The organism is Streptomyces sp. NPDC091371 (genome assembly GCF_040684275.1).
Taxonomy (GTDB): domain Bacteria; phylum Actinomycetota; class Actinomycetes; order Streptomycetales; family Streptomycetaceae; genus Streptomyces.
The window spans coordinates 65,759-81,128 of the sequence record NZ_JBFBFP010000006.1 but is presented as its reverse complement, the minus strand read 5'-3'; the positions used below and the strand labels follow the sequence as shown (position 1 = coordinate 81,128).

Genomic DNA, 15,370 nt, shown 5'->3' with positions numbered 1-15,370 from the left:
CTCTATTTTTCGGGGCCGGGACGCAGTGCGGCGGCCAGTTCCGCGATGTGGTCCGGGCCGATGCGGCAGCAGCCGCCGATGAGGCGGGCGCCCGTGTGGCGCCAGGACCGGACGGGCCAGGGGGCGGGCGCGGCGGGGGTGTGCCAGGTGCTGGTGGCCGGGTCCCAGACGGAGCCGTCGTTGGGGTAGGCCAGGAGCGGCTTGGCAGTGGTGGCGGCCGCCGCTTCGAGGGCCGGCAGGACCTCCGTCGGGTCGCAGCAGTTCACGCCGAGCGCGATGATCTGCGGGGAGCCGGCGGCGAGGGCGAAGGCTTCGGGGAGCGGGGTGCCGGAGCGGGTGCGGCCGCCGGCGGTGGTGTAGCTCAGCCAGGCCGGGGCGCCCGTCCGGGCCAGGACGCTCAGCAGGGCCTCGGCTTCGTCCGGGTCGGGGATGGTTTCCAGGGCGAGGACGTCCGGGCCCGCGTCGAGCAGGGCCTCGATGCGGGGCTGGTGGAAGGCGACGAGCTCGCGCACGCTCAGGCCGTAGCGGCCGCGGTACTCGGAGCCGTCCGCGAGCACCGCCCCGTACGGGCCCACCGAGGCGGCCACCCACACCTCCTGCTCGGCGTCCCCGGCGGCGCGGGCCGCGAGGTCGACGCTGCGGCGCAGCAGGGCGGCTGCCCGGGGGTGGCCGGGGCCGACCTGGTAACTGGCGGTGATCAGCACCTCGGCCCCGGCCCGCGCGTACGCGGCATGGGCGGCCTGCACCTGCTCCGGCCGCTCGTCGAGCACCCGGCCCGTCCAGAGGCCGCCGGACAGGTCGCAGCCCTGAGCGGTGAGCTGGTTGCTCAGGCCGCCGTCCAGGACCACGGTCCTGCGGGCGAGGGCCTCGGCGAGCGGGCCGGATGCGCGGGGCACGGAGTCGGTCCTCCCGGCTAGCCGAGCTGGGACAGGACGTGGGCGGAGATCAGCTCCAGGTGGTCCAGGTCGTCGAGGTCGAGCAGCTGGAGGTAGAGGCGGGAGGAGCCGATGGCCTGGTAGGCGCCGATCTTCTCGACGACCTCGGCCGGGGAGCCGGCCAGGCCGTTGGCCTTGAGTTCCTCCACGTCACGGCCGATCGCGGCGGCCCGGCGGGCGACCTCGGCGTCGTCCTTGCCCACGCACACGACCAGGGCGTTGGAGTAGACGAGGTCGTCGGGCTTGCGGCCGGCTTCCTCGGCGGCCTCGCGGACCCGGCCGAACTGGCGCTCGCTGTCGGCGACCCCGGCGAAGGGCATGTTGAACTCGTCGGCGTAGCGCGCGGCGAGCCGCGGGGTGCGCTTGGCCCCGTGGCCGCCGACGAGCACGGGCACCTTGGCCTGGGCCGGCTTCGGCAGCGCTGGCGAGTTCTCCACCTGGTAGTGGCTGCCCGCGTAGTCGAAGGTGGCGCCGGGCTCGGTGGCCCACAGGCCGGTGATGATGGCCAGCTGCTCTTCAAGCCGGGACATCCGCTCCGCCGGGAAGGGGATTCCGTACGCCTTGTGCTCCTCCTCGAACCAGCCCGCGCCCAGGCCCAGTTCGACCCGGCCGCCGGACATCTGGTCGACCTGGGCCACCTGGATGGCGAGCACGCCGGGCAGCCGGAAGGTGCCGGCCGTCATCAGCGTGCCCAGCCGGATCCGCTTGGTCTCGCGGGCCAGGCCCGCGAGGGTGATCCACGCGTCGGTGGGCCCGGGCAGGCCGTCGGCGGAGCCCATCTTCAGATAGTGGTCGGAGCGGAAGAACGCGTCGAAGCCCAGGTCCTCGGTGGCCTTGGCGACGGTCAGGAGGGTGTCGTAGCTCGCGCCCTGCTGGGGCTCGGTGAAAATGCGGAGGTCCATGCCCCCATCCTGCCCCGCCCACCCCGGCCGAGTGAATCTTCGTCAACCGGATGTGTCCACCCCTTGCCCGGCCAGTGACCAGCCCGGACGGGGATCGTTGCTCGGACGGAGCCGGACCGCCCGGCCCGCGCGCCGGCGGCCCTTTCGCCGGTGCGTCCACCGCACCCTTCCGCCTCGGAAGGGCCAGGGCCGAGGAGGCCGCCATGTCCCACGAGTCCGTGCCGGAGCCCCATCGACACACCGGCCAGACCGGACAGACCGGACAGGCAGCACACGACGACGTACGCCAGGACTCCGCGGTACCCGCCCAGGGCGGCGCGCCGAAGGGCCTGCTCCAGCAGATGGAAGAGCTGATGGCCGCGCTGAACGCCGACCTCTCGCAGCTCGACGCCGACCTCCAGTCCTCCACGGAGCGCGCGCCGGCCGCCGGCTCCGACAGCGAGCGCCCGTCCCACCGGTCGGCGTACTGACCGTGCGGGTCCCGTCGCGCGCGACGGGACCCGTGCCGAAGAGGCCGTCCGCCCGGGCGGCACCCCGGCCGCGCGCCGGTTGCTCCCCGGCCACCCCGCCGCTCCTCTGCCGGATGCCCCGTCAGGCCACCCCCGAGGCGGATCCCCGCTCGCGGACCGCCATGCGCCGCAGCAGCGCCCGTACCCGGTCGCTCGACTCGTCGGCCGCGTCTATCGACTCTATGCACTGCCAGTACAGGGTCTCGTCATCCGTCCCGCAGGCCACCCCGACCAGGGCTATGCCCACCTCGCCCAGCAGCGCCTGGAGCCCGAGCAGCGCCTGCCGGACATCCGATAGCTCGCTCAACTGGGCTGCCCGCGGCGGACGTTCGGGCGCCCTGCCCTCTCCGCGCAGGGCCGCCCGGTCGAGCACCCCGCACCCTCTGCTCCCCGCTTCCCCCAGCCCCCGCGCCTCCGATCTCAGCTCCTGCGGCCCGGTGACCGCCAGATAGCCCCCTATGCCCTGCGCGAGCGCCTGGGCCTGCCAGGCCTCGCCCACGATGTCCCACGCAGCCCCGCTCTGTGCCAGCGCGTGCCGGCCGGCCGCGATGAGCCGTACCGCATCCATATGCCGTCCCCCGTCCGCACGACATCCCGCCGTCCTCACCACTACCCAGAGTGAGGGCAACCGGCCAGTAAAGCCAGGGGTATTCGGAAAATGTGGACAGAATCGTGATTGTGGATGAGTCCATCACTCCGAAGAGTGACGATTCGGTGTCGGAGGGCCCGCCACGGGAAAGCGGAGCTCGTTCCTCTCGATCTTCGCGGCGAGCGCATCCAGCACATCCACCCCCAGGACCTCACAGAACTGCAGCAGGTACGCGAGTACGTCGGCCACCTCATCGGCCACTCGATGGGCGGATTCCGGTTCCTCCATGACCTTCGCGGACTGTTCCGGCGTCAGCCACTGGAAGATCTCGACCAGTTCGGCCGCCTCCACGCTCAGCGCCACCGCCAGGTTCTTGGGCGTGTGGTACGGCTCCCAGCCCCGCGCCGCCGCGAAGTCCGCGAGCCGGCGCTGGAGCAGGTCCAGCCGTTCCTCGGGCCGCCGCTCCGCGGGCCCCTGCGTCTCGTTCATGCGCCCAGGTCTACCACCGCGACGCCGGGGAGGCGGCGGGCGGTGTCGGCGGTCGCCTCCCCGACCGCCGCCGCCAGCCGGATGTGCCCGCGGCCGCAGGAGAGCAGGGCGAGGCGCAGCAGCTCCGCGCTCTGCCGGCGGTCGAGCCCGCGGTCGAAGCCGTCGGCCAGGACGGTCAGCACCTGCCGTGCGGAGGGCAGTTCGGCGGCCGGCTCCATGGCGAGCACCCCGGGTCCGGTCAGCAGGACGAGTGCCAGGGCGAGGAAGCGGAGTTCGCCGGCGCCGAGGCGGGCCAGTTCGGTGGCGGGCCGGCCGGGGCCGCGGTCCAGGACCGCGGTGACCGGAGCGCCGCCCTCGGGGGCCCGTACGTCCAGCCCCGCGACGGTGCCCGCGCAGCCGGTACGGGCCGCCTCGGTCAGCAGCGCGTGGCGGGTACCGCACTCGTGGCGGGTCCGGCGCAGTACGTCGGCCAGGTTGGAGCAGTCCCGCAGCAGGCGGCCCTCCCCGGGCGGGACGGGGGCGCGCATCCCGTCGGGGCGGGGGTCGCAGGGGAACACCGAGCGCAGCGCCACCACCACCTGCTCGGCCGCGGCCAGCACCTGCCGCTGCCCGGCGGTGGATCCGGCGACGCGCAGCGGGAGCAGGGCGGTGCCGAGCCGGTCGTCGGGCAGCGGGGCCCGGGTCACCCCGACGGAGCCGCCGGTCAGCCAGGCGGCCTGGACCGAGCGGCGGCCGGGGTCGCGCAGGGCGGTGGCGAGCAGGATCTGCCCGCCCTGCGAGAGCCGTTCGCCGACGATCCGCACGCAGGGCTCGGCCTGCACGGCGAGGTCGAGCCGGACGGGACCCGCGGGGCCGTCGACCGTACAGCCGAGGCGGAACCCGCGGCGGCGCTGCGCGTCCGGTACGGCCCGGTCGGGGATGCGGGCGCGCGCGTCGGGGAAGGCCTCGTCCAGCGTGACCCCCGAACCCAGTGCGGCCAGCGCCTCGTAGGCGGCCAGGACCTGGGACTTGCCGCTGCCGCTGGGCCCGGCGAAGAGGGTGACGGGTCCGACCGGGAACACCGCGGCCCGGTGCGTTCCGAAGGCGGAGAGCCGCAGCTCGGTGATCACGGCCCGCGGATACCGCTGCGCGGGTTCGGCGGACGCGGGCGGCCCGGATGCGGCTGGGGTGAGCTGCGCGGGTGGGACAGGCGCGGCCGGACCGGGCGGCGGCGTCGGGTCGGGCCCGGCCGGGGCAGTCGGCGCGGGCACGGCCGGTGCGGGCAGCGCGGACGGCGCAGTCGCGCCCGGAGCGGGGGCGGATGGGGCAGGCGGCGGGGCCAGGGGTGCGGTGGGGGTGGGGGTGGGGGTGGGGGTGGGGGTGGGGGGGACCGGGTGCGCCCGGGCGGCGGTGGCTAACGCGGGGGCGGGGCGGCGGGGCGTTGCCGCAGGCGAGGTGGCTTCCATGCGGCGGACGGTACGGGCCGCCGGGCACCCCGCGGGCCCGGCGAACCGTTACCTCGTGCGGACCTTCCTACGATCGGGGGACGGCCGCGGCCGCGATCCCCTCGACCTCGGTGCCGACCGGCGCCAGCAGGAAGACGTTGCGGTCCACCCGGTGCATGCCGCTGCCCAGGCCGAAGACCACGCCACTGCTGAAGTCCAGGATGCGCTTGGCCACTTCGCTGTCCGCCCCGGTGAGGTCCAGCAGCACCGGGATCTGGGCGATGAGGTACTCCGCCACCTCCCGCGCGTCCGCGAAGATCTGAACCCGGATCACCACGAAGCGCCGCTGCTCCGCCGTCGACGCCCCGGGCGCCGTGGGGATGGTGCGATGGTCCACCCGCGAGGGCCATTCGTTGCGGCTGCGCAAGGGGACCACCTGCGCGAGCCCCTCCCACTGTTCGTCGGTGACGTCGTACCTGCTCACCGGGCCGCCTCGGCCGTGCGCTTCTTGTGCATCCCCCCATCCTCTCGTGTTTCACCCGTTCAGCCCAACACCGACACGAACCACCCCGGCTACCCGGAGCGAGAACGATGGGTTAGGTTAGGCATACCTAAGTTCCTCGGAGGATGGAGAAGATCCGATGCGCATGTCCGGTGCCCGCTGCGCCCCCACCGACGCCGAGCTGATCCGCTCCGTCCTGGCCGCCGCCCACTCCATGACCGTGGTCACCGACGGACTGCACAGCGAGGTCCGCCACCTCGACGGCAGCGACCCGATGGGCCGCCTGCACCTGCACCCCGCCGAGCCGGGCCGCGACCACGGGCACCTGCCCTCGATCCGGCTGGAGTTCACCGACATCGCCCCCACTCCCGTACGCGACCGGGTGCGCGCCCGCGTCACCCTGCTGGGCCGGCTGCTCACCCCCTACTCCGACGAGTCCGCCGACTCCACGTGCGTGGAGTTCGGCCGGGCCGTCCTGGAGACCGCGCGCGGAACCTCGTACATCGGGCTCGGAGAACTGGACGCGGCCGCCCCCGACCCGCTCGCCCCCTACGAGGCCGGCATGCTCACGCACCTGCTCGACGACCACCCCGACCTCGTCACCCTGCTGCTGCGCCTGGTCCGGCCGCTGCCCGCCGCCGGCGTCGTCCGCGCGCTGCCGGTGGCCATGGACCGGTACGGGATCACCCTGCGGCTGGAGGAGCGGCGCGGCCACCGCGACGTGCGGCTGCCCTTCCCCTCCCCGCTCGACCACGTCGACCAGTCGGGCGCGCAGATCCAGGCGCTCTTCAGCGCGGCCCGGCGGCGCTCGCACCACAACACCCTGCCGGCCTGAGGATGGGGAATAGGCGCGCCGGCCGCCCCGTTGGGGGTGATCATGAAAGCGATTACGTACAGCGCATACGGAACTCCCGGCACGCTCAAGCTCGTTGACGTACCGCAGCCCAAGGTGGGACCGGGCGAGGTCCTCGTCCGCGTCAAGGCGGCCGGCGTCAACCCGGTGGACTGGAAGCTCGCCGCCGGGTACCTCGACCCGATCCTCGAAGTCCGCTACCCCGTCATACCCGGCTGGGACGTCGCCGGAGTCGTCGAGGCGATCGGCCCGGACACCTTCGACTTCGCCGTGGGCGACGAGGTGTACGGCTACGTCCGCAAGGAGTGGGTGGAACTCGGCACCTACGCCGAACTGGTCAGCGCCCCGGTCCGCACCCTCGCGCACAAGCCCCGCGAGCTGTCCTTCGAGCAGGCCGCCGGCATCCCGCTGGCCGGCCTGACCGCCTACCAGTCCCTCACCCGTGTGGGCCTCAAGGCGGGCGAGACCGTCGTCATCCACTCCGCGGCCGGCGGCACCGGCTCCTTCGGCGTGCAGATCGCCGTCGCGCTCGGCCTGCGCGTCATCGGCACGGCGGGCGCCCACAACCACGACTACCTGCGCTCGCTCGGCGCCGAGCCCGTGCTGTACGGGGAGGGGCTGGCGGACCGGATCCGCGAGCTGGCGCCCGAAGGCATCGACGCGGGGCTGGACTTCTACGGGGACGGCGCCGTCGAGACGCTCCAGTCGCTGGTCAAGGAGCGCGGGCGGGTCGTCTCCATCGCCGACTACGAGGCCGCCGCCAAGGGCGCGCACCAGCTGTGGGTGCGCCCCGACACCGCCGACCTGGCCTTCCTGGCCGAACTGGCCGACGCCGGCAGGCTCACGGTCAACGTGGAGCACGCGCTGCCGCTCGCCGAGGCCGCCAAGGCCTGGGAGCTGAGCGCCGCGGGCCGCACCCGCGGCAAGATCGTCCTGACGGTCTGAGCCGGCGCGGGTGGGGGCGGGTCCGAGGCTCGGACCCGCCCCCGGGCACCTGCTCACGTCATGCGGCGGCGGCCCGCGCGTGACGGTTGGCCGGGCGCGGCAGGCCGTAGTTCTCCCGGAGGGTGCGGCCGGTGTACTCGGTGCGGAAGAGGCCGCGGCGCTGGAGGATCGGCACGACGTGGTCGACGAAGTCGGTCAGGCCGGTCGGCAGGACGGGGGCCATGATGTTGAACCCGTCGGCCGCCCCCCGTGTGAACCACTCCTCCAGCTGGTCGGCGATCTGCTCGGGGGTGCCGGCGAAGGTGCGGTGGCCGCGGCCCGCGCCGAGCCGGGCGATCAGCTCGCGCAGGGTCAGCCCGTCGCGGCGGGCGAGCTCGGCGACGAGGGTGAAGCGGCTCTTGTTGCCGTTGATGTCCCGCTCCTCGGGGAGGTCGGGCAGCGGGCCGTCGAGGGGCAGGCCGGTGAGGTCCACGTTCAGCATCCCGGAGAGCTGGGCGAGGCCGTACTCCGGGACCTGGAGGTCGGTGAGCTGCTGCTCGAGGGCCTTCGCCTCGGCCTCGGTGGACCCGATGACGGGGGCGATGCCGGGCAGGACGAGCAGATCGCCCTCGGCCCGGCCGTGGCGGGCGAGGCGCGACTTGAGGTCCTTGTAGAAGGTCTGGGCGTCGGCGAGCGTCTGCTGCGCGGTGAACACGGCCTCCGCGTACCGGGCGGCGAACTCCTTGCCGTCCTCGGAGGAGCCGGCCTGCACCAGCAGCGGGTACCCCTGCGGGGAGCGCGGCACGTTGAGCGGTCCGGCGACGCCGAAGTGCTCGCCGCGGTGGGCGGCCGGGTGGAGCTTGTCGGTGTCGGCGTAGACGCCGCGCTCCTTGTCGAGGACGATCGCGTCGTCCTCCCAGCTGTCCCAGAGCTTGGTGGCGACGTCGAGGAACTCGCGGGCCCGGTCGTAGCGCAGGGCGTGCGCCAGGTGCTCCTCCCGGTTGAAGTTGCGGGCTTCGTCGAGGGTGCCCGAGGTGACGATGTTCCAGCCGGCCCGGCCGCCGCTGATGTGGTCGAGGGAGGCGAACTTCCGGGCCAGGTTGTAGGGCTCGTTGAAGGTGGTGGAGACGGTGGCGATCAGCCCGATGTGCTCGGTGACGGCGGCGATCGCGGAGAGCAGGGTGAGCGGTTCGAAGCCGCCGAGGGCGTTGTGGCGGGCCTTGCCCCAGAGGGCCACCCCGTCGGCGAAGAAGATCGAGTCGAGCAGGCCGCGTTCGGCCGTGCGGGCCAGTTCCTGGAAGTACCGCAGGTCGGTGACGCGCTCGGGCGTGCTCGCGGGGTGGCGCCAGGCGGCGTCGTGGTGTCCGGCGTTCATGAGGAACGCGTTGAGGTGCAGGGTGCGCGGTGCGGTCATGTCTGGTCCTGGGTCCTGGGTGAGGTGGTGGGGGCGGGGGCGGGGCGGGTGCCGGGAGGCTCAGGCCGGGACGCGCCAGAGGCTGAGGCGGCGTTCGACGGTGACCAGCAGCTGGTTGAAGGCCACGCCGATGGCGGAGATGGTGATGATGCCCGCGTACATCTGCGGGATCGCGAAGTTGTACTGCGAGGCGTTGATCAGATAGCCCAGTCCCGCCTTCGCCCCGATCATCTCGGCGGCCACGAGGACCAGGATCGACACGGCGCCGGCGAGCCGGATCCCGGTGAAGACGGTCGGCACGGAGGCCGGGAGGATCACCTTCTGGAACAGTCGGAGCGTGGAGAGGTCCATCGACCGCGCGAGCCGGACCAGGGTGGGGTCGGCGCCCCGGACGGCGCTGATGGTGTTGAGCAGCACCGGCCAGAGGCAGGCGTAGACGACGATCGACACCTTGGACGTCTCGCCGATCCCGAGGAGCAGGACGAAGACCGGGAGCAGGGCCAGGGCGGCGGTGTTGCGGAAGACCTCCAGCAGCGGCCCGAGGAAGTCGGCCAGGGGCCGGTACCAGCCGATGAGCAGGCCGAGCGGGACGGCGACGGCCACGGCGATCCCGAAGCCGCCGAAGGAGCGGACGAGGCTGGCCTGCGTGTGGTCGGCGAGCTGGCCGTCACCGGCCAGCCCCCACCAGGCGGCGGCCACCTCGCTGATCGGCGGCAGGAACGTGGCGTCGACCAGGCCGAGGCGGGGGGCGGCCTCCCAGACGGCGACCAGCGCGAGGACCGCGGCGGTGCGTACGGCGACGGCCCGCAGGGCCCGTACGACGGCCACGGCGGCGGCGTACGCACGGGCGCTGCCGGCTCCGGCCGGAGGCGTTTCGGCTGTGGCTGCTCCGACTCCCGCCACTCCCGCCAGGGCTGGCTCGGCCGTGGCCGCACCGGCTTCCGCCGCGCTGGTCCGCGCCGCTCCCGCCGGGGCCGGTTCGGTCGGGGCCGGTTCGGCCGGGGCCGGTTCGGCCGGGGCCGGGCCGGGGGCCGCTTCGGCTCCGGGTCCGGGCAGGGGGTCAGGGCCGGGCCCGGGCGGAGTGGCCACGGTCGGGCCGGGCCCGCCGGGTGCCGGGGGCGGGGTGGACTTGGGGGCTTCGCGGCCCGCGGCCGCCAGGGCGGTGGTATCCGTTCCGGTGGTCATGCTGCTGCCGCCTCCTTCTCCAGTTGCTGGGCGCGGGCCACCTCGTCGTGGAGGAGGTTCCAGATCTCGTGCCGGTAGCGGGCGAACTCCGGGCTCGACCGCAGCGCCTCCCCCACCAGCCTGTCGCTGTCCGCGAAGGTGACCGGGACGACCTCCTTGACCCGGCCGGGCCGCGAGGTCATGACGGCCACCCGCTGCCCGAGGTACACGGCCTCCTCGATGCCGTGCGTGATGAACACGACCGTCTTGCCGGTCCTCTGCCAGATGCGGCGCAGCTCGTCCTGGAGCGATTCCCGGGTCTGCGCGTCGAGCGCGGCGAACGGCTCGTCCATCAGCAGTACGTCCGGGTCGTACGCCAGCGCCCGGGCGATGGCGACGCGCTGGCGCATACCGCCGGACAGCTGGTGCGGGTGCCGGTCCTCGAAGCCGGTCAGCCCGACCAGGTCCAGGAACTCCCTGGCCCGGGAGGCGCGTTGCCTCCTCGGCACGCCGGTGGCCTCCAGGCCGAATTCGACGTTGCCCTGGGCCGTCCGCCACGGCAGCAGCGCGTACTGCTGGAAGACGATGCCCCGGTCCAGGCCCGGTCCGGTGACCGGCTCGCCGTCGAGCAGGATCCGCCCGCCCGTCGGCCGGGACAGCCCGCCCAGGAGGTCGAGGAGGGTGGACTTGCCGCAGCCGCTGGGGCCGACGACCACGAGGAACTCCCCGCTGCCGATCTCCAGGTCGATGCCGTCGAGCGCGGTGAAGTCCCCGAAGGCCTTGCGCACGTCCTCGAACACGATCTTCGCCATGCCGGCCGTCACCCCTTTCCGTGGTCGTTGAACTCGTTGGTGTAGAGGTCGGCCGCCTTGAGCTGGCCCTCCTTGATCTCGCCGCGCTCCCCGAGCCAGTCCAGCCAGAGCTGGAACTCCTTGTCGGAGATCCGGCCGCCGGTCTCGGCGACGCCGTACGAGTGCCAGTACTTGAGGGTGGACGTGTCCTCGGTGCGGCCCCGCTTGGTGACGATGTCCGTCATACGCGCGATGACCTGCTCGCGCGGGGTGGTGCGGGACCACTCGATCGCCTTGGCGACCGCGGTGACGAAGGTCCGGACGGTGTCGGGGTTCTGCTTGATGAAGCGCTTCGTCATCACGTACGAACCGGCGCTGAACGCTCCGAGCAGCTCGAAGTCGCTGAACAGCGGGCGGATCCCACCGGTGGCGAGGGCCTTGTCGCGCAGCACCCCGCCGAGCACGGCGACCTCGATCTGCTTCTGCCTGAGCGCCTGTTCGGTGTTGACCGGCGGGACCACGAGGGCCTCCACCTTGGCCGCGTCCGCCTTCGACACCCCGTTGCGGCTCAGGTAGATCTCCAGCATGGCCTGGGAGTGGGCGCCCAGGGTGTTCATGCCGACCTTCTTGCCGATCAGGTCCCTGGCGGTGCGGATGGGGCTGTCCTCGAGCACGTAGTACCCGCTGTAGGTGTCCTTGTCGGTGCCGTAGTAGGAGATGACGGACGTGATCGGGGCCTTGCTCGACGCCAGCTTGACCACGGCACCGTTGAAGGCGCCGCCGAAGTGGATCTGGCCGGTGGCGGCGGACTGGATGTCCTGCGGCCCGCTGATGGTGTTGCCGACCCACTCCAGCTTCACGTCGCCGAGGTAGCCGAGGTCGGCGGCGAGTTCGGGGAGGGTGACCGCGCCGACCGCGCCCTGGTACTTCAGGGTCTTGATCTGCGCGCCGGAGGCGGTGGCCGTGCCGCAGCTCACGGCGGCCGCCGAGATGCCGAGCAGGGCCAGGAACTGGCGACGGGAGGTGGTCGTCGAGGTGAGGGCTGCGGCCATGACGCTTCCTTGTCGGGACGGGATCGCGGGATTACGGGATTACGGGATTACGGGGTGACGGTGAGGACGGGGGCGGCGCGCAGGGCGTCGGCGAACTCGTCGACGGCCTGGTAGAGGTCCAGCTCCGCCTCCGGCCGCAGCCGGTCGGGGCCGCCGCCGCGCTCGACGAAGGAGTCGAGGACGAACCGGCCGGCGGTGACGTGCCGGGCGCCGAGGGCGGAGAGCACGGGGCGCAGGGCGTAGTCGATGGTCAGGACGTGGGCGAGGCTGCCGCCGGTGGCCAGCGGCAGGATCGTCTTGCCGGCCAGTCCGTCCTGCGGGAGCAGGTCGAGGAAGGCCTTGAGCAGGCCGGTGTACGAGGCCTTGTAGACCGGGGTCGCGATGACCAGGCCGTCGGCCTCGGCGACGGCTTCGAGCGCCCGGCGGATCTCCGGTTCGCCGCGGCGGGCGGAGAGCAGGTCGGCGGCGGGCAGGTCGCGTACGGAGAGGTGCGCGGTCCCGAAGCCGGAGTGCGCCAGGCGGCGCAGCACGTGGTCGGAGACGACGGCGGTACGGGAGTGGGCGGAGGGGCTGCCGGTGATGGCGAGCAGGCTGGGCACGGGGACTCCTTGCGGGACGGTCAGGCGGCGTCGGGTGTCGCGGTCGAGGTCGAAGCGCCGGAGGCGATGCCGAAGCCGGGGGCCGGGACGGCCTCGGGGCTGATCAGGCGGGACGGCACGCCGTCAGGCCCGACCGGAACGTCCCCGTCCACCGTCACGCGGCGCAGGGTGCGCTCGTGGTCGTCGGAGTCGTCCACGCCGTAGTGCTGGGTGGCGCGGTTGTCCCAGATCGCGACGTCGCCGGCCCGCCACTGCCAGCGCACGGTGTTCTCCGGGCTCTCGATGTGGGCCTGGAAGAGATCGAGGAGGGCCCGGGAGTCCCGGCCGGTGAGGCCGTCGATGCGCTGGACGAAGTTGCCGAGCAGCAGGGTGCGTTCACCGGTCTCGGGGTGGACGCGGACCACCGGGTGCTCGGTGAGGAACGCGGTGGAGGTGAACACCTCGCGGTACTGCGCCAGGGCCTCGGGCAGCGCGTCGGGCCTGAGGGCGGCGTAGTCGTACTCGTTGGAGTGCAGGGCGCGCAGGCCGTCGGCGAGGGCCCGCAGGGGCGCGGGGAGGTTCGCGTAGGCGGTGGCGGTGTTGGCCCAGAGGGTGTTGCCGCCGTACGGGGGCACGGTGACGGCGCGCAGGATGGAGAAGGCGGGGTAGGCGGGGACGAAGGTGACGTCGGTGTGCCACTGGTTGGCGCGGGCGCCGTGGTGGGAGTCGATGCCGAGGGCGTAACGCCCGTCCGCGGAGGGCACGGTGGGGTGCGCGACGGGCGTGCCGAGCAGCTGGGCGAAGGCCTCGTGGCCGGCCTCGTCGAGGTGCTCCTGGTCGCGGAAGAAGACGACCTTGTGGGCGAGCAGCGCGGCCCGGATCCCGGCGACGGCCTCCTCGGGAAGGTCGCCGCCGAGGCGGACGCCGCCGATCTCGGCGCCGATGCGGCCGCCGATCTTGGTGACGGTGGTCGGGGTGGTGGCAGTGGACATGAGGGCTCCCTGGGCAGGGCTGCGGCACGGGTGTCCGCAGCGGGGTGCGGTGGCAGGCGGATGGGAAAGGGGGGCTCGAAGCGGTCCGGCCCAGCGGGGGGGCGGCGGCGGCCCGGCGGCCCGTCAGGGGACCGGGCCCCTGGCCCGACTCAGACCAGGCTCCTGGCCCGACTCAGACCAGGCTCCTGCCCCGGGCTCAGACCGGGTTCGTGGCCCAACTCAGGCCAGACTCAGATCGGGCCCCTGGCCGGGCTCGTAGCCCGACGCAGGCCGGGCTCGGACCGAGCTCAGACCAGGCTCCGGCCGGGCTCAGACCGAACCCCTGGCCGGGCTCGTAGCCCGACTCAGACCCGACTCAGACCGAGCTCAGGCCAGGCTCGTGGCTGGGCTCGTGGTCCTCATCAGACCGGGCTCAGGTCGGGCTCGTGACCCGAGTCAGGCCGGGCTCATGGCCCGCCGGGCTCAGACCGGGCTCAGACCGGGCTCATGGCCGAGCTCGTGGTCCGAGTCAGGCCGGGCTCAGACCGAGGCCAGGCCGGGCTCAGACCGGGCTCAGGCCTGACAGCGGCCCGGACACGCGCCCGGCGTGGTACAGGGGCCGGGGGTGTGGAGCCGCGGGACGAGGAGTTCGTTCGCGGACATGCCCCGGAGCGTGTCAGCGCCCCCAACCTCGGTCAACCCTCGGTCACCCCCCGCCCGGACCCCGACACCAACTCCGGGAGGACCCTCACCCAACCCCGCTGACCTGCACTTTCCCGGAATCCGGCAGCCCCGCCACCCCGCCTCCGGCGGCCGAAAACCGTGGCCGGATTTCACGGCCCCGCAACGCCGCCGCCACGCCCCCGCTGCGCGGAGCCGTTCCCCACCCCGCCCCTTCCCGAAACCATGGGCTCCGCCCCCGGCCCCCCGCGCCTCATCGCCGGCGCGGCTCAAAGACCGTGGCTCCGCCCCGGACCCCGCTCCTCAAACGCCGGAGGGGCTGGACTTCACCCGCCGGGACCGGAGCCCACCAGGACGGGGACGGGGTGGGGTGTTGTCCGGGACGTAAAACGTGATTTGTGGCGCGGCAGCGCCCGCACCGGCGCAGAACACCCCGGGCGCCATAAATCATGAGTCCCGGACGACACCCCACCCCGGCACCGGCCCCACACGCAGCCCCGCCGGGAAGCCCCCAACCCCGCCGAGCCCGGCACGGGCCCCGGCACGGACCCCGCCACGAACACACCGCCCGCCCACCGAGCCCCCGGCACGGGACCCCGCACGGGCCCCGGCCCCACTGGCGACACCGCCGTATAAGCTCTCGCGGGAACGGACACGACGGCACAGACGAGGCGGGGACGGACACAGTGAAGCTCGGAGAGGCCCTGGCGGAGCGCGCGGAGGCCACCCGACGCGTCGAGCAGCTGCGGGCTCGCATCGTCGCCAACGCCCGCTACCAGGAGGGCGAGACCCCGGCCGAGGACGCCGCCCGGCTGCTCGCCGACGCCGCCGAGACCCTCGGCGCGCTGGAGTCCCTGATCAGCCGTATCAACCGCACCAACGCCGCCGTCGACATGGGCGAGGACGGCAGCCTCACCGACGCCCTCGCCCGCCGTGACGTCCTGCGCCTGCGCCACTCCGTGCTGACCTCCGCCGCCGACGCCGCCGCGGGCGGCGAACGCGGCTACGGACGCCAGATGCGCTCCGAGCTCATGATGCTCTCCGCGCTCCCGGTGGCCGAGCTGCGCGCCCAGGCCGACGCGGTGGCCCGGGAGATCCGCGAGATCGACGTGCGCATCCAGCGCACGAACTGGGAGGCCGACCTCCTGGACTGAGACCCGCGATGCGGAGCAGGTAGTCGCCCCGGAGGCGTGCACACGCCGAGGACCGGCGGTTTTCCGGTCCACCTGTGGCGCGTGGAGAGCAACGCAGGGGTTCGACTCCCCATCGACAACGCAGCTCAGAACCGCCCACAAGTAACAGAGCACAGCGCACGGCTCATCACCACGTGCAGATCCGGAGCGACGAGGGCGGGTTCGGGGCACCCGCATCGCAGGGCGGCGCCCGTGCCCGGAGCGAAGGCTCCGGGCACGGGCGCCGTTTTCGTGCGGCCGCGGGCCGGCACCGGCACCGACCCCCACCCGCACCCTCACCCGCGGCCCCGCCAGGGAACACCGCCCACCCAGCCGAGCCCCCCGCAGGGGCACCGGCACCGCTCTTTCGTGACCCCTCCCACCTCAATTGAGAGGGGGAGATCACATCCAGTAGTTATT

At 73.6% G+C, this 15,370-nt stretch carries 16 protein-coding genes; 4 read left to right on the top strand and 12 right to left on the bottom strand.

The annotated features are described in order from the left end of the window. Positions 1-2: 2 nt before the first annotated feature. Positions 3-896 carry a homocysteine S-methyltransferase gene (mmuM, locus tag AB0O21_RS09890; protein WP_365168501.1) on the bottom strand — a complete coding sequence of 298 codons (894 nt, stop codon included), beginning with the start codon at positions 894-896 and terminating at the stop codon, positions 3-5. A 17-nt stretch (positions 897-913) separates the two neighbouring features. Then, positions 914-1,837 (bottom strand): LLM class F420-dependent oxidoreductase, encoded by a 924-nt coding sequence (locus tag AB0O21_RS09885; RefSeq protein ID WP_365168499.1) that lies wholly within the window; start codon positions 1,835-1,837, stop codon positions 914-916. A 203-nt stretch (positions 1,838-2,040) separates the two neighbouring features. On the opposite strand from AB0O21_RS09885, the gene AB0O21_RS09880 reads away from it, so the two are divergent. Next, positions 2,041-2,307 (top strand): hypothetical protein, encoded by a 267-nt coding sequence (locus tag AB0O21_RS09880; protein WP_365168878.1) that lies wholly within the window; start codon positions 2,041-2,043, stop codon positions 2,305-2,307. A 121-nt stretch (positions 2,308-2,428) separates the two neighbouring features. Here AB0O21_RS09880 and AB0O21_RS09875 read toward each other — a convergent pair whose 3' ends face one another. The 4 genes from AB0O21_RS09875 to AB0O21_RS09860 all read right to left on the bottom strand — a co-directional run bounded on the left by AB0O21_RS09875 (position 2,429) and on the right by AB0O21_RS09860 (position 5,332). Then, complete coding sequence (locus AB0O21_RS09875; protein ID WP_365168497.1) at positions 2,429-2,914, bottom strand: DUF6099 family protein; 486 nt, start codon at positions 2,912-2,914, stop codon at positions 2,429-2,431. A gap of 123 nt (positions 2,915-3,037) precedes the next feature. Then, positions 3,038-3,424, bottom strand: coding sequence for a nucleotide pyrophosphohydrolase (locus AB0O21_RS09870; RefSeq protein WP_365168495.1), 387 nt, complete (start codon positions 3,422-3,424; stop codon positions 3,038-3,040). Next, the gene (locus AB0O21_RS09865) at positions 3,421-4,533 is read right to left on the bottom strand and encodes an ATP-binding protein (protein ID WP_365168493.1); all 1,113 of its coding nucleotides are present in this window, start codon (positions 4,531-4,533) and stop codon (positions 3,421-3,423) included. The genes AB0O21_RS09870 and AB0O21_RS09865 overlap by 4 nt, the downstream gene beginning before the upstream one ends. Before the next feature lie 403 nt (positions 4,534-4,936). Continuing rightward, positions 4,937-5,332, bottom strand: coding sequence for a cell division protein SepF (locus tag AB0O21_RS09860; protein ID WP_150259984.1), 396 nt, complete (start codon positions 5,330-5,332; stop codon positions 4,937-4,939). Positions 5,333-5,489: 157 nt separating this feature from the next. Between AB0O21_RS09860 and AB0O21_RS09855 the strand changes: the two genes are divergently transcribed. Beyond that, a complete protein-coding gene (locus AB0O21_RS09855; RefSeq protein WP_365168490.1) occupies positions 5,490-6,185 on the top strand; it encodes a DUF2470 domain-containing protein in 696 nt (231 codons plus the stop codon). A 42-nt stretch (positions 6,186-6,227) separates the two neighbouring features. Beyond that, on the top strand, positions 6,228-7,148 hold the full coding sequence (locus AB0O21_RS09850) for an NADP-dependent oxidoreductase (RefSeq protein WP_365168488.1): 921 nt from the start codon (positions 6,228-6,230) through the stop codon (positions 7,146-7,148). Positions 7,149-7,206: 58 nt separating this feature from the next. Here the strand turns inward: AB0O21_RS09850 and AB0O21_RS09845 are convergent, their stop codons facing one another. Genes AB0O21_RS09845 through AB0O21_RS09820 form a run of 6 tightly spaced genes read right to left on the bottom strand, consistent with a single transcriptional unit; the run spans position 7,207 to position 13,118 of the window. Next, complete coding sequence (locus AB0O21_RS09845; RefSeq protein ID WP_365168485.1) at positions 7,207-8,541, bottom strand: LLM class flavin-dependent oxidoreductase; 1,335 nt, start codon at positions 8,539-8,541, stop codon at positions 7,207-7,209. A 60-nt stretch (positions 8,542-8,601) separates the two neighbouring features. Continuing rightward, on the bottom strand, positions 8,602-9,726 hold the full coding sequence (locus AB0O21_RS09840; RefSeq protein ID WP_365168483.1) for an ABC transporter permease: 1,125 nt from the start codon (positions 9,724-9,726) through the stop codon (positions 8,602-8,604). Further along, positions 9,723-10,517 carry an ABC transporter ATP-binding protein gene (locus tag AB0O21_RS09835; RefSeq protein ID WP_365168481.1) on the bottom strand — a complete coding sequence of 265 codons (795 nt, stop codon included), beginning with the start codon at positions 10,515-10,517 and terminating at the stop codon, positions 9,723-9,725. The genes AB0O21_RS09840 and AB0O21_RS09835 overlap by 4 nt, the downstream gene beginning before the upstream one ends. A gap of 8 nt (positions 10,518-10,525) precedes the next feature. Further along, the gene (locus AB0O21_RS09830) at positions 10,526-11,548 is read right to left on the bottom strand and encodes an ABC transporter substrate-binding protein (RefSeq protein ID WP_365168478.1); all 1,023 of its coding nucleotides are present in this window, start codon (positions 11,546-11,548) and stop codon (positions 10,526-10,528) included. Between the two features lie 47 nt (positions 11,549-11,595). Next, positions 11,596-12,147 (bottom strand): NADPH-dependent FMN reductase, encoded by a 552-nt coding sequence (ssuE, locus tag AB0O21_RS09825; protein WP_365168475.1) that lies wholly within the window; start codon positions 12,145-12,147, stop codon positions 11,596-11,598. A gap of 20 nt (positions 12,148-12,167) precedes the next feature. Continuing rightward, positions 12,168-13,118, bottom strand: coding sequence for a TauD/TfdA family dioxygenase (locus AB0O21_RS09820; protein ID WP_365168473.1), 951 nt, complete (start codon positions 13,116-13,118; stop codon positions 12,168-12,170). A 1,346-nt stretch (positions 13,119-14,464) separates the two neighbouring features. Between AB0O21_RS09820 and AB0O21_RS09815 the strand changes: the two genes are divergently transcribed. Beyond that, on the top strand, positions 14,465-14,932 hold the full coding sequence (locus tag AB0O21_RS09815) for a DIP1984 family protein (protein ID WP_365168471.1): 468 nt from the start codon (positions 14,465-14,467) through the stop codon (positions 14,930-14,932). Positions 14,933-15,370: the final 438 nt, after the last annotated feature.